This is a genomic window from Bradyrhizobium erythrophlei, assembly GCF_900129425.1.
GTDB classification, from domain to species: domain Bacteria; phylum Pseudomonadota; class Alphaproteobacteria; order Rhizobiales; family Xanthobacteraceae; genus Bradyrhizobium; species Bradyrhizobium erythrophlei_C.
The window spans coordinates 5,105,171-5,117,627 of sequence record NZ_LT670817.1 but is presented as its reverse complement, the minus strand read 5'-3'; the positions used below and the strand labels follow the sequence as shown (position 1 = coordinate 5,117,627).

General features: G+C 63.3%; 12 protein-coding genes. 10 read left to right on the top strand and 2 right to left on the bottom strand.

Annotated elements, in window-relative coordinates; translation table 11 throughout:
- The first annotated feature begins 6 nt into the window (after positions 1-6).
- The 5 genes from rpsM to B5527_RS24505 all read left to right on the top strand — a co-directional run bounded on the left by rpsM (position 7) and on the right by B5527_RS24505 (position 3,568).
- The gene (gene rpsM / locus B5527_RS24525) at positions 7-375 is read left to right on the top strand and encodes a 30S ribosomal protein S13 (protein ID WP_079603842.1); all 369 of its coding nucleotides are present in this window, start codon (positions 7-9) and stop codon (positions 373-375) included.
- Positions 376-509: 134 nt separating this feature from the next.
- The gene (gene rpsK, locus B5527_RS24520) at positions 510-899 is read left to right on the top strand and encodes a 30S ribosomal protein S11 (protein ID WP_007603045.1); all 390 of its coding nucleotides are present in this window, start codon (positions 510-512) and stop codon (positions 897-899) included.
- 114 nt (positions 900-1,013) lie between these two features.
- A complete protein-coding gene (locus tag B5527_RS24515; RefSeq protein WP_079603841.1) occupies positions 1,014-2,045 on the top strand; it encodes a DNA-directed RNA polymerase subunit alpha in 1,032 nt (343 codons plus the stop codon).
- A 180-nt stretch (positions 2,046-2,225) separates the two neighbouring features.
- Entirely contained in the window at positions 2,226-2,642 is a 417-nt protein-coding gene (gene rplQ, locus B5527_RS24510) for a 50S ribosomal protein L17 (protein ID WP_079603840.1), read from the top strand.
- A gap of 131 nt (positions 2,643-2,773) precedes the next feature.
- Entirely contained in the window at positions 2,774-3,568 is a 795-nt protein-coding gene (locus B5527_RS24505) for an SDR family NAD(P)-dependent oxidoreductase (protein ID WP_079603839.1), read from the top strand.
- A 148-nt stretch (positions 3,569-3,716) separates the two neighbouring features.
- Here the strand turns inward: B5527_RS24505 and B5527_RS24500 are convergent, their stop codons facing one another.
- Complete coding sequence (locus B5527_RS24500) at positions 3,717-4,730, bottom strand: zinc-binding alcohol dehydrogenase family protein (protein WP_079607468.1); 1,014 nt, start codon at positions 4,728-4,730, stop codon at positions 3,717-3,719.
- Positions 4,731-4,948: 218 nt separating this feature from the next.
- Between B5527_RS24500 and B5527_RS24495 the strand changes: the two genes are divergently transcribed.
- On the top strand, positions 4,949-6,340 hold the full coding sequence (locus B5527_RS24495) for a DegQ family serine endoprotease (RefSeq protein ID WP_079603838.1): 1,392 nt from the start codon (positions 4,949-4,951) through the stop codon (positions 6,338-6,340).
- Positions 6,337-7,665, top strand: a complete 1,329-nt coding sequence (locus B5527_RS24490; RefSeq protein WP_079603837.1) for a replication-associated recombination protein A — start codon at positions 6,337-6,339, stop codon at positions 7,663-7,665. The genes B5527_RS24495 and B5527_RS24490 overlap by 4 nt, the downstream gene beginning before the upstream one ends.
- A gap of 351 nt (positions 7,666-8,016) precedes the next feature.
- Here B5527_RS24490 and B5527_RS24485 read toward each other — a convergent pair whose 3' ends face one another.
- Positions 8,017-8,958, bottom strand: a complete 942-nt coding sequence (locus B5527_RS24485) for an alpha/beta hydrolase (protein ID WP_079607467.1) — start codon at positions 8,956-8,958, stop codon at positions 8,017-8,019.
- 135 nt (positions 8,959-9,093) lie between these two features.
- Here B5527_RS24485 and B5527_RS24480 point away from each other — a divergent pair, with 135 nt between their 5' ends.
- The 3 genes from B5527_RS24480 to B5527_RS24470 all read left to right on the top strand — a co-directional run bounded on the left by B5527_RS24480 (position 9,094) and on the right by B5527_RS24470 (position 12,363).
- Complete coding sequence (locus B5527_RS24480; protein WP_079603836.1) at positions 9,094-10,290, top strand: RluA family pseudouridine synthase; 1,197 nt, start codon at positions 9,094-9,096, stop codon at positions 10,288-10,290.
- A gap of 41 nt (positions 10,291-10,331) precedes the next feature.
- Positions 10,332-10,631 carry a hypothetical protein gene (locus B5527_RS24475; protein ID WP_079603835.1) on the top strand — a complete coding sequence of 100 codons (300 nt, stop codon included), beginning with the start codon at positions 10,332-10,334 and terminating at the stop codon, positions 10,629-10,631.
- A gap of 193 nt (positions 10,632-10,824) precedes the next feature.
- Complete coding sequence (locus tag B5527_RS24470; RefSeq protein ID WP_245332241.1) at positions 10,825-12,363, top strand: FAD-dependent monooxygenase; 1,539 nt, start codon at positions 10,825-10,827, stop codon at positions 12,361-12,363.
- The last annotated feature ends 94 nt before the right edge of the window (positions 12,364-12,457 follow it).

Genomic DNA, 12,457 nt, shown 5'->3' with positions numbered 1-12,457 from the left:
AAGTCCGTGGCCCGTATTGCCGGCGTGAATATTCCAACCAACAAGCGCGTCCTGATCGCGCTCCAGTACATCCATGGCATCGGCCAGAAGAATGCGGCCGACATCCTGGACAAAGTCAAGATTCCGGTTGACCGCCGGGTCTCGCAGCTGAGCGATCAGGAAGTGCTGCAGATTCGTGAAGTGATCGACCGCGACTATATGGTCGAAGGCGACCTGCGTCGCGAGACCGGCATGAACATCAAGCGTCTGATGGACCTCGGCTGCTATCGCGGCCTGCGCCATCGCCGCGGATTGCCGGTACGCGGTCAGCGTACCCATACCAACGCGCGCACGCGCAAGGGGCCGGCCAAGTCGATCGCCGGCAAGAAGAAGTAATTGGGCGAATAGGGAATAGGGAATGGCGAGTAGGGGTCGTTTCCTTACTGTTTGCTGTTCGCCACTCGCCATTCGCTCGTCAGGTGTAGCCGCTGGCATTACGGCGGCGTTGAGATCGTAAGAAAGGTTCTGGAATGGGCAAGGAAGCCACCCGCGTCCGTCGTCGTGAGCGCAAGAACATTGCATCCGGCGTCGCGCACGTGAATTCGTCGTTCAACAACACGACCATCACCATCACCGACGCGCAGGGCAACACCATTGCCTGGTCGTCGGCCGGAACGATGGGTTTCAAGGGTTCGCGCAAGTCGACCCCCTATGCCGCGCAGGTGGCGGCGGAAGACGTTTCCAAGAAGGCGCAGGAACACGGCATGCGCACACTGGAGGTTGAAGTTGCAGGTCCGGGTTCGGGCCGCGAATCGGCGCTTCGTGCGCTGCAGGCGGCGGGCTTCACCGTCACGTCGATCCGCGACGTGACCACGATCCCGCACAATGGTTGCCGGCCGCGCAAGCGTCGGCGGGTTTGATGCGATCGACGCGGGTGGCTCTGCCGCCCGCGAATCGTTTTGAGAAATTTTGAAGCGCGGACTGATCCGCGATCTCCAACGCCAGTAATTTGGATGGCAAATTGACTGGCCGGTATGGGTGAAACAGTGACGATCCAGAAAAATTGGCAAGAACTTATCCGCCCCAACAAGCTCCAGGTAACGCCGGGCACTGACCCGAACCGCTTTGCGACCCTGGTCGCAGAGCCGCTCGAGCGCGGCTTCGGCCAGACGCTCGGTAACGCGTTGCGCCGTATCCTGCTGTCCTCGCTGCAGGGTGCCGCGGTGCAGTCGGTGCATATCGACGGCGTGCTGCACGAATTCTCCTCAATCGCCGGCGTTCGCGAGGACGTCACCGACATCGTGCTGAACATCAAGGACATCTCGATCAAGATGCAGGGCGAAGGCCCCAAGCGCATGGTCGTGAAGAAGCAGGGCCCGGGCGTCGTCACCGCCGGCGACATTCAGACCGTCGGCGACGTCGTGGTGCTCAATCCGGATCTGCAGATCTGCACGCTCGACGAGGGCGCGGAAATCCGCATGGAATTCACGGTCGCCGCCGGCAAGGGCTACGTTGCCGCCGAGCGCAACCGTCCCGAGGACGCGCCGATCGGCCTGATCCCGGTCGACAGCCTGTTCTCCCCGGTGCGCAAGGTGTCCTACAAGGTCGAGAATACCCGCGAGGGCCAGATCCTCGATTACGACAAGCTGACCATGACCATCGAGACCAACGGCGCGATCAGCCCGGATGACTCGGTGGCCTATGCCGCGCGCATCCTGCAGGATCAGCTCAATGTGTTCGTGAACTTCGAAGAGCCGCGCAAGGAAGTGACGCAGGAGATCATTCCCGATCTCGCGTTCAACCCCGCGTTCCTCAAGAAGGTCGACGAACTCGAGCTGTCGGTGCGTTCGGCGAACTGCCTGAAGAACGACAATATCGTCTACATCGGCGACCTCGTGCAGAAGTCGGAAGCGGAGATGCTCCGTACCCCGAACTTCGGCCGCAAGTCGCTGAACGAGATCAAGGAAGTGCTGGCCCAGATGGGGCTGCATCTCGGCATGGAAGTGCCGGGCTGGCCGCCGGAGAATATCGACGAACTGGCCAAGCGCTTCGAAGACCATTATTGATTTCGTCATTCCGGGGCGCGCGTTAGCGCGAACTGTGGTGCGCAATTGCGCGCCTGAGAATCTCGAGATTCCGGATCGCCGTTTCGCGGCGTCCGGAATGACTGGGGCGAACGCAGGCGGCCCACCTGAGCAGATTGTCCGACGAGCCGTCGCGACAGAACAAGTATCGAGGAATATGACATGCGTCACGGCAAGGTTCATCGGAAGCTCAACCGCACCGCCGAGCACCGGCGGGCGATGTTCGCCAATATGTGCGCGGCGCTGATCAAGCACGAGCAGATCGTCACCACGCTGCCGAAGGCGAAGGAACTGCGCCCGATCGTGGAGAAGCTGGTCACGCTCGGCAAGAAGGGCGGGCTGTCGATGCGCCGCCAGGCGATCAGCGAGATGCGCGACCAGGATCAGGTGCGTAAATTGTTCGACACGCTGGCGACCCGCTACAAGGACCGCCAGGGCGGCTATACCCGCATCATCAAGGCCGGCTTCCGCTACGGCGACAACGCGCCGATGGCGGTGATCGAATTCGTCGACCGCGACGTCGACGCCAAGGGCCTCGACTCCGGTCGCGAGCAGGAAAAGGCCGCCGCAGCGGCGTAAGCCTTTTCAATCGGTTTTTGAAAGCGGCGCCCTGTGCGCCGCTTTTTTATTGGGCATTGTTCGTGCTTCCCGGCGATTGCGGTTGCACCCTGTGCTCACGATATCTCCGTCATCAACGATGGAGATGATGAATGAAAATCGACTTGAAGGGAAAGACCGCGCTGGTCACGGGCTCGACCGCCGGCATCGGTCACGCGATCGCCAAGGGCCTCGCGGCGGCGGGCGCCGAAGTCACGGTCAATGGCAGGACACGGGAAAAGGTCGAGGCCGCTGTCGCCGCGATCACGAAGACGGTGCCTGGGGCCAGGGTCCACGGCGTCGCCGCCAGCGTCTCCACCGTGGAAGGCTGCAACACGCTGGTGACGGCGTTGCCGGAAGTCGACATTCTCATCAACAATGCCGGGATCTTCGAACCCAAGGACTTCTTCGAGACCCCCGACGAGGACTGGAGCCGCTTCTTCGAGGTCAATGTGATGTCGGGCGTGCGGCTGTCGCGCGCCTACATGCAGGGCATGCTGAAGCGCAATTGGGGCCGCATCGTTTTCATCTCCTCGGAATCCGCACTCAACATTCCGACCGAAATGATCCACTACGGCATGACCAAGACCGCGCAGCTTTCGATATCGCGCGGCCTTGCCGAACTGACCCGCGGCACCGCCGTGACCGTCAATTCGGTGCTGCCGGGGCCGACGATGTCGGAGGGGGTCGAGACCTTCGTCAAGGCGCTGGCAAAGCAGAACGGTCAGTCGGTGGAGGAAGCGGCGGCGCTGTTCGTCAAGCAGCATCGCCCGACCTCGCTGCTGCAGCGCTTTGCCAGCGTCGAGGAGGTTGCCAACATGGTGGTCTATGTCGCTTCGAAGGAGGCGTCGGCGACCAATGGCGCGGCGCTCCGCGTCGAAGGCGGCATCATCCAGACCATCGCGTGAGGTACGCTTCCCCCTCGCCCCGCTCTTTGCGGGGAGAGGGTCGGGGTGAGGGGCTCCATCAACGCATTCGGACTCGCGGATAGTCCCCCTCACCCGAAGCCTTCGGCTTCGACCTCTCCCCGCAAGCGGGGCGAGGTGAAAGGAGAGGCTACCACCCCTCCAGCACGATCTTGCCGCGCGACTTGCCGGATTCCAGCAGCGCGTGGGCCCGCTTCAGATTGGCGGCGTTGATTGTCCCCATCGTCTGGTCGAGCGTGGTGCGCAACACGCCCTTGTCGATGAGGTCGGCGACATCGTTGAGCAGGAGGTGCTGGCCGATCATGTCCGGCGTCTGGAACGAGCTGCGCGTGAACATCGATTCCCAGTGAATCGAGACCGCCTTGCCCTTGAAGACGCTGACATTGAATTCCGGGGGATCGTCGATCAATCCATATTTCCCTTGCGGCGCAATGATGTCTGCGAGCGCCTTGTAATGCTGGTCGGTGGAGGTCAGGCTCGCGATCAGGCCAACCTGCGGCAATTTCAGCTTTTCGATCGGCTCCTTCATCGGCTTTGAATGATCGACGACGGCATGGGCACCGAGATCGAGGCACCATTTGGTGGTTTCCGGCCGGGACGCCGTTGCCACGATCGTCAGGCCGGTGAGGCGGCGTGCGAGCTGAATCAGGATCGAGCCGACGCCGCCGGCACCGCCGACGATCAAAAGCGTGCGCGGATCGACGCTCTTGCCGGGCACCGCGCCAAGCCGGTCGAACAGCAATTCCCATGCGGTGATCGAGGTGAGGGGAAGGGCCGCGGCCTGCGCGAACGAAAGCGTCTTCGGCTTGCGGCCGACGATACGCTCGTCGACCAGATGAAATTCCGCGTTGGTGCCCTGGCGCTGGATCGAGCCGGCGTAGAAAACCTCATCGCCAGCCCTGAACAGGGTGACATCGGGGCCGACGGCGTCCACGATGCCGGCGGCGTCGTAGCCCAGGATCTTGGTTTCACCCTCGGGGGGTGCTGCGCGCTTGCGCACCTTGTAATCGACCGGGTTGACCGAAATCGCCTTTACTGCGACGCGGATGTCGCGGCCGGTCGGTTGCGGATTTGCGGTCTCGAAATCGATCAATGCATCCGCAGCGTCGATCGGAAGCGACTTCTTGTAGCCGACGGCCTTCATGGGGCGGTTCTCCTTGGTCCCGGCCCACACCGCCGGTCTGGGCACTACGTGCTGTTTCATCCGCCGAATTGCAAGGCTGGCGCGGAAATCCCGGTTTTTGCATGGCGCGAAGGGCCGGCCGAATCGGACCCTGACCGGCCTTGACGAGGCTTTCCAATCACTTCTATTCGCGGGCCGGGGCGCCTATATTCGCCCCGTCAATCCCTTGGGAATCTTTCATGATCGCTATTCGTGTTTTCTCGGCACTGCTGGTCCTGCTGGCTGCGGCCCCGGCGATGTCACAGGACCGGCGTGTGCCGGCGTCGGCGGCGGAACTGAGGCTATCCTACGCGCCGATCGTGCAGCATGTGCAGCCGGCGGTGGTCAACGTCTATGCCGCCAAGGTGGTGCAGGACCACAATCCGCTGCTCGACGATCCGATCTTTCGCCGCTTCTTCGGCGTACCCGGCCAGCAGCCGGAACAGATGCAGCGTTCGCTGGGATCGGGCGTGATGGTGGATCCGTCCGGTCTGGTCGTGACCAATGTCCACGTCATCGAGGGCGCCGATCAGGTCAAGGTATCGCTGTCGGACAAGCGGGAATTCGAGGCCGAGATCGTTCTCAAGGATCCCCGCAGCGATCTCGCGGTATTGCGGCTGAAAGATACCCACGAGAAATTCCCGACGCTCGACTTTGCCAATTCCGATGAATTGCAGGTCGGCGACGTCGTGCTTGCGATCGGCAATCCCTTCGGCGTGGGGCAGACCGTGACCCACGGCATCATTTCGGCGCTGGCGCGCACGCAGGTCGGCATCACCGACTACCAGTTCTTCATTCAAACCGACGCGGCGATCAACCCGGGCAATTCGGGCGGCGCTTTGGTCGACATGACCGGCAAGCTCGCCGGCATCAATACCGCGATCTTCTCGCGCTCCGGCGGATCGCAGGGCATCGGCTTCGCCATTCCGGCCAACATGGTGCGCGTCGTTGTCGCCTCCGCCAAGAGCGGCGGCAAGGCCGTCAAGCGGCCCTGGCTTGGTGCGCGATTGCAGGCGGTGACGCCGGAGATCGCCGAGACACTGGGTCTGCGGCTGCCGACCGGCGCATTGGTTTCCAGCGTCGTTCCGAACAGTCCGGCGGCGCGGGCCGGGCTGAAACTGTCCGATCTGATCGTCGGGATCGACGGGCAGTCGGTCGATGATCCCAACGCGTTCGACTACCGCTTTGCGACCCGCCCGCTCGGCGGCACTTCGCAGATCGACGTGCAGCGCGCCGGCAAGACGGTGAAGCTGACCGTGCTGCTGGAAACCGCGCCCGATACCGGCCGCAACGAAATCGTATTGACGTCGCGCTCGCCGTTCCAGGGCGCAAAAGTCGCGAACATCTCGCCGGCGGTGGCGGATGAACTTCATCTGGATGCGGACACCGAAGGGGTCGTGGTGACCGATCTGACCGATGACGGGACCGCGGCCAATGTCGGATTCCAGAAGGGCGACATCATCCTGGCCGTCAACAACCAGAAGATCGCCAAGACCAGCGATCTCGAGAAGGCGACGCGCGATTCCTCTAGGCTCTGGCGCATCACCCTGGTGCGCGGCGGCCAGCAGATCAACGTCACGCTCGGCGGATGAGCCCGAAGCGACCACAGGAAGCGACAACCCTGTTCGCCGCCGCGGGGATGGAAGCGGACGCGCCGCATCCGCTTCCCGACAGGTTGCGCCCGCGTGCACTGTCGGACGTGGTCGGACAGGATCATATCCTCGGGCCCGACGGCGCGCTGACGCGGATGCTGGCGACGCGCACACTGGGTTCGCTGATCTTCTGGGGACCGCCGGGCACCGGCAAGACCACGGTGGCGCGGCTGTTGGCCGATGCCACCGAGCTGCATTTCGAGCAGCTTTCGGCGGTGTTTTCCGGCGTCGCCGATTTGAAGAAGGCGTTCGATGCGGCGCGCGCGCGGCGCGAGACCGGCAAGGGGACGCTGCTGTTCGTCGACGAGGTGCACCGGTTCAATCGCGCGCAGCAGGATTCGTTTCTGCCCGTGATGGAAGACGGTACCGTGGTGCTGGTCGGAGCGACCACCGAAAACCCCTCGTTCGAACTCAACGCCGCGCTGTTGTCGCGGGCACGGGTGCTGGTGTTTCATTCACTCGACCCGCCGGCGATCGAGAAGCTGTACGCCCATGCCGAAAAGGTCGAGGGCAGGAAGCTGCCGCTCGACGCGGAAGCCCGCGCCGTGCTGGTGCGGATGGCCGACGGCGATGGCCGCGCCGCGCTGACGCTCGCCGAGGAAGTCTGGCGCGCCGCGCGCGAAAGCGAGACTTTCAACGCCGAACAGTTGCAGGACATTCTGCAGCGCCGGGCGCCGATCTACGACAAATCCGCTGACGGCCATTACAACCTGATCTCGGCGCTGCATAAATCGGTGCGCGGAAGCGATCCCGACGCCGCGCTGTATTATCTCGCCCGCATGATGGATGCCGGCGAGGACCCGCTGTTTCTGGCACGCCGCGTGGTCCGCATGGCGGTCGAGGACATCGGTCTGGCCGATCCGCAGGCGCTGGTGATCTGCAACGCCGCCAAGGACGCCTACGACTTCCTCGGCCATCCCGAAGGCGAACTCGCCATCGCGCAGGCCGTGATCTATCTCGCCACCGCGCCGAAATCGAACGCCGCCTACAAGGCGTTCGGCGCGGCGATGCGCGCGGCCAAGGAGGGCGGCTCACTGCTGCCGCCAAAACACATCCTGAACTCGCCGACCAAATTGATGAAGTCGGAAGGCTATGGCGGCGGCTACGAATACGATCACGACACCCCGGAAGCGTTTTCGGGGCAGGACTATTTCCCAGAAGCGATGGGACGCCAGACCTTTTACGATCCGCCCGACCGCGGCTTCGAGCGCGAGATTCGCAAGCGGCTGGAGTATTGGGCGAAGCTGCGCAGGGAGCGGGGCTAAACTATTCTTCGGCTGGGTCGGATCGTGACCGCACATGGTTCGAGACGCGCGGCGTTGCCGCGCTCCTCACCATGAGGGTCTAGACCTCATTCTGAGCGGGCGTGAAGCAATGCGTCTCGTGTCCCGGACGCGGTGCAGCGTTCTTCACGCTGCTCCGCAGAGCCGGGACCACGGATACGGGTCCATAGTGAACCCCGGATCAGCAGCGCACCGCTATAGCGCGTCGAAGACGCGCGTAACCGCGCTTATGGCGCTGCGCAGCGTCCGGGGCACGCCAAACCCTCATCCTGAGGAGCCATGCGCAGCATGGCGTCTCGAAGGATGAAAGCCCGGTGCAAGAACCCTTCAGCGCTATTTTCCGGTCTTCACAAAATCCAGGATCTCATCGGTCAGCCGCGTGTCCGCGGTGTTGATCGAATACACTTCCGACATATGACTGTGCTGCGGCACCACGAATGCGCGGCCGCAACCGCTGGCGCGCTTGCAGGCGGCCTCCTTCATCAGGTCGAATTGCAGCACGAATCCATCCGGGTCCAGTTCGGCGCCAACCAGCATCAGCGGGATCTTTGTCGTCAGCAAACCCTGCCGTGAGGATTGTTCGGGATAGCGCGAGGGATCGGCGCCGAAATAAGCACGCTCGGGATCGGCGAGCGGTGTCGCCGTCAGGTCGTAGATCCCCGACACCACGATCGCGCCCGCCAGGCCGCCGCCTGTCACCTTGTGAAATTCTGGATGCGACACATAGCTCGCGACATGCACCGCGCCCGCCGAGTGGCCCATCAGGTAAATGCGGGCGGGGTCGCCGCCGCGCGCAGCGATGTTGTCCGCGACCCACTGAACCGCCGCGGCGATGTCTTCGGCACCGGCAGGCCAGGGCGACCCGGGCGCCAGCCGATACGTCATGTTGACGCCGACGAAGCCGTTCTTCACGGCCCACAGCATGATGTTGTCATAGAACGGGCTGTCCGGCATACGCTTGTTGCCGGCAACGAAGGCGCCGCCATGGACAAAGATCAATACCGGGCGCGGCGATGACGCGGTCTCCGGCATGAAGACATCGAGCAGGTTGCGTTCGGCAGCGCCGTATTTGACATCCCGCTCGATCCTGACGCCGTGATACGGCTCTTTTTCCTGCAGCGGCGCGTAGAGCGCTGCGGTCTTCGGCGCGTCGATGACGTGGCCGATCTCGAGCAGCTTCCAGGCGATGTCCTCCGGCATCGGGCCATCCTCGGCCCACGCTGCGGTCACGATCATGGCCGTCAACATCGCCAAAGCCGATTTCGTTAACGCCATCTTCGGATGCTCCCCCCCGATTTCCCGCCCGTTTGGCGGATGATGGCCGATCCCGCGCGCCATTTGTACTGATTTCGCCGTGACGCTGCGCTGCTTTTGCGCTACCCAACGCTCTAGTTTGGAGCCACAACCAGCATGAGCCGTCGCGTCAAGAGACCACTTCGCCCGGCCGGCGATCGCCCGAAGGGCGCGCGTCCCTATCGGGGCTCGCAGGCGGAGCGGCCGCAGGCGCATCGTTCCGGTGGCAAGCCGCCGGCGCGATTTGCCGCGCCGCGTGCCACGAGGCCAGAGCCTTTCGTTGCGGAGCCTGCGGAAATCGTCGCCGAGCCGCCGCCGTTGCCGACAAAGGTTCAAACCGTGGTCGTGACCGCCGACGAGAACAACATGCGCGTCGACCGCTTTCTCGAGGCACGCTTTCCCGGGCTGTCGTTCTCCCACATCCAGCGCATCGTCCGCAAAGGCGAGCTGCGGGTCAACGGCAAGCGCGCCGACAGCAAGGACCGGCTGGAAGAGGGGCAGAGCATTCGCATTCCGCCCCTAAAACTCGATGCGCCGCACTTCGCAGGCAGTCTCTCGGAAGCGGCACAGAAAACGCTGCAGGCTCTCAAGGACATGATCCTGTTTGAGGACGCCGATGTCATGGTGCTGAACAAGCCGGCGGGGCTGGCGGTGCAGGGCGGTTCCGGCATCACGCGAAATGTCGACGACATGCTGGAAGTGATGCGCGACGCCAAGGGCCAGAAGCCGCGGCTGGTTCACCGGCTCGACAAGGAGACCGCGGGCTGCCTGCTGATTGCAAAGACGCGTTTCGCCGCGACAGCGCTGACCGGATCGTTCCGCCATCGTTCGGCGCGCAAGATCTACTGGGCGCTGGTGGCGGGCGTACCGAAGCCGAAGCAGGGCCGCATCTCGACCTACCTCGCCAAGGAGGAGGGCGAGGAAGATACCATCATGCGGATCGCGGCGCATGGCGACGAGGGCGCCAGCCACGCCGTGACCTATTATGCCGTGGTGGAGACCTCGGCGCAGAAGCTTGCATGGGTATCGCTGAAGCCGGTCACGGGGCGAACCCATCAGTTGCGCGCGCACATGGCGCATATCGACCACGCCATCGTCGGCGACCCCAAATATTTCAACAAGGAAAATTGGCAGCTGCCGGGCGGCCTGCAGAAGCGGCTGCATCTGCTGGCGCGGCGGATCGTGATCCCGCATCCTCGCGGCGGCGTGATCGACGCAACGGCCCCGTTGCCGCCGCATATGCTGCAATCGTGGAATCTGCTGGGCCTTGAAGCGGACCGCTTCGACCCGATCGAGAACGCGCCTGAAGAATAGTTTATTTGGAGTTGGCCGGGGGAAACACGACATATCCCCTCATGAAACATCCCTCGATCATCATCACCGTCGCCGCTGCACTGGCGTTTGGCGGTGCCGCTTCGGCGCAAATGCTTCCGCCGGGTTATTCCCAGTTCAATCCGCTTCCGCCACCACCGCCGCCATCGCCTAAAATCGAGGCGCCCGTGGTGCCGCAGCTGGATGCGCCGCTGACGCAAAACTACACGTCGACACCGGGCCCGTCGTTTAGCGATCGCATCACTAGCTGCCTCGAAGAAGGCGCCGCGGCCGGGCTTGGCCCGAACGCACGCGCGGCGTTCTCGCGTTCCTGCGCCAATTAGCACGCGTACTCATCAATCGAGCTTGTACAACCGCTCTTGGAACGACACGCAAATACAGAGCGTGCGACCCGGCGTGACCTGCAAATTCGAAGGTACGGCGGTCACGAAGCACTGAGACTCCCCAACGTTCACAATCCAAAAGCCTCGGTGTCATCCGGGGCTTTTTTGCGCGGGCTCTCGATAAACAGACATCTTGGAAGCCGTCGGCAGATCTCAAACGTGCCAGTATCAGACCTTTCTTCTTGCTGTTACAATCGCCGAGCGCCTGAACTTAAATTCATCGAGTGATGCCATGAACCAGAACGTTCTTATTGTTGGTGCTGGTCCCGTCGGATTGACATTGGCGATCGAGCTTGTGCGCTACGGCGTGGCGGCGCGTATCGTCGAAAAGGCAACGCAACGTACCGACAAATCCAAGGCCTTGGTGCTCTGGAGCCGGACCCTCGAACTACTGGACCGGCAGCCGGGCGGGTCGGCGCCGTTCGTCGAAGCCGGGTTCAAGGTGGACGCGGTTAGCATCCTTGCCGGCAAAAAGCAGATCGGGCGCGTCAGCATGGAGGCGGTTGATAGTCCCTATCCCTACGCCTTGATGCTCCCTCAGTCGGAGACCGAGCGGCTGCTGGAGGAACGTCTCAATGCACTTGGCATCCGGGTCGAGCGCGACGTCGAAGTCACGGCAATCAGTTTGCGCGCCGACGGCGCCGAAGCCATCCTGCGCCATGCCGATGGTCGCGAAGAAAAGGCCGTCGCGGACTGGCTCGCGGGATGCGACGGCGCGCACAGCCTGGTTCGGCACACGGTCGGCGCGGCCTTCGCGGGCGAGACGATGGACAGCGACTGGATGCTGGCCGACGTGCACATGCGCGGCTATCCGGTGCCCGACACCGAGGCCACCGTTTACTGGCATACGGATGGCGCCTTCGTCATATTCCCGATTTCGCCGGGACGCTATCGGCTGCTTGCCGACCTGCCGCCGTCCGGTGCGGCACACCCGCCGGCCCCCTCGCTTGAGCAGGTGCAGGCGATGATTGAGCGCCGTGGGCCGCCCGGAATGACGGCCTACGATCCGATCTGGCTCGCCGGCTTCCGCATTAATGGACGCAAAGTTGCGAGCTATCGTTACGGCCGAGCCTTCCTTTGCGGCGACGCCGCTCACGTCCACAGTCCGGCCGGAGGTCAGGGCATGAACACCGGCATGCAGGACGCCTTCAACCTGGCTTGGAAGCTGGCCGCAGCGGCGAAGGGCTTTTGCCACGAAAGGCTGCTCGACAGCTACAGCGCCGAGCGCAGCGAAGTAGGCGAGCATGTGCTCAAGGATGCACAGAATCTGACGGTCGCAGGCACTGTAAAGAATCCAGTGGCCCAGGCCATCCGAAATACCGTCGGCCATCTGATGCTGGGGCTCGCGCCGGTGCAGCACGCCATGGCTGACAAGATGAGCGAGATGTCGGTCGGTTATCCAAAGAGTCCGCTGAATGGCCAAGCACTGAGCGGCGGCCCAAAACCTGGTGCCCGGATCGCTCCCATCGCCGGACAAACGCCCGTCGGATCCGGTACGTCGCCCCGTTTCGCGCTGTTCGCAACATCGTCGCCCGCGGCGGCCGGATTAATCGAACGTTTTTCTCCTTGCTCGATCCGGGCCTCCGTGCGCCGTTCCGACCGGATGGATTATGGCTGGCGCGGCCCGACGGTTACGTTGCTTGCGCGGCCAAGGGCGGAGACGAGGCAGTGATCGAGCGATATCTCGCGGAGCAGCTTTAAGGTCTGAAACCGCTGACGCAAATGTCCGTTATGGGCTCAGGGCGCTCGTAAATCAGCAGGGCGCG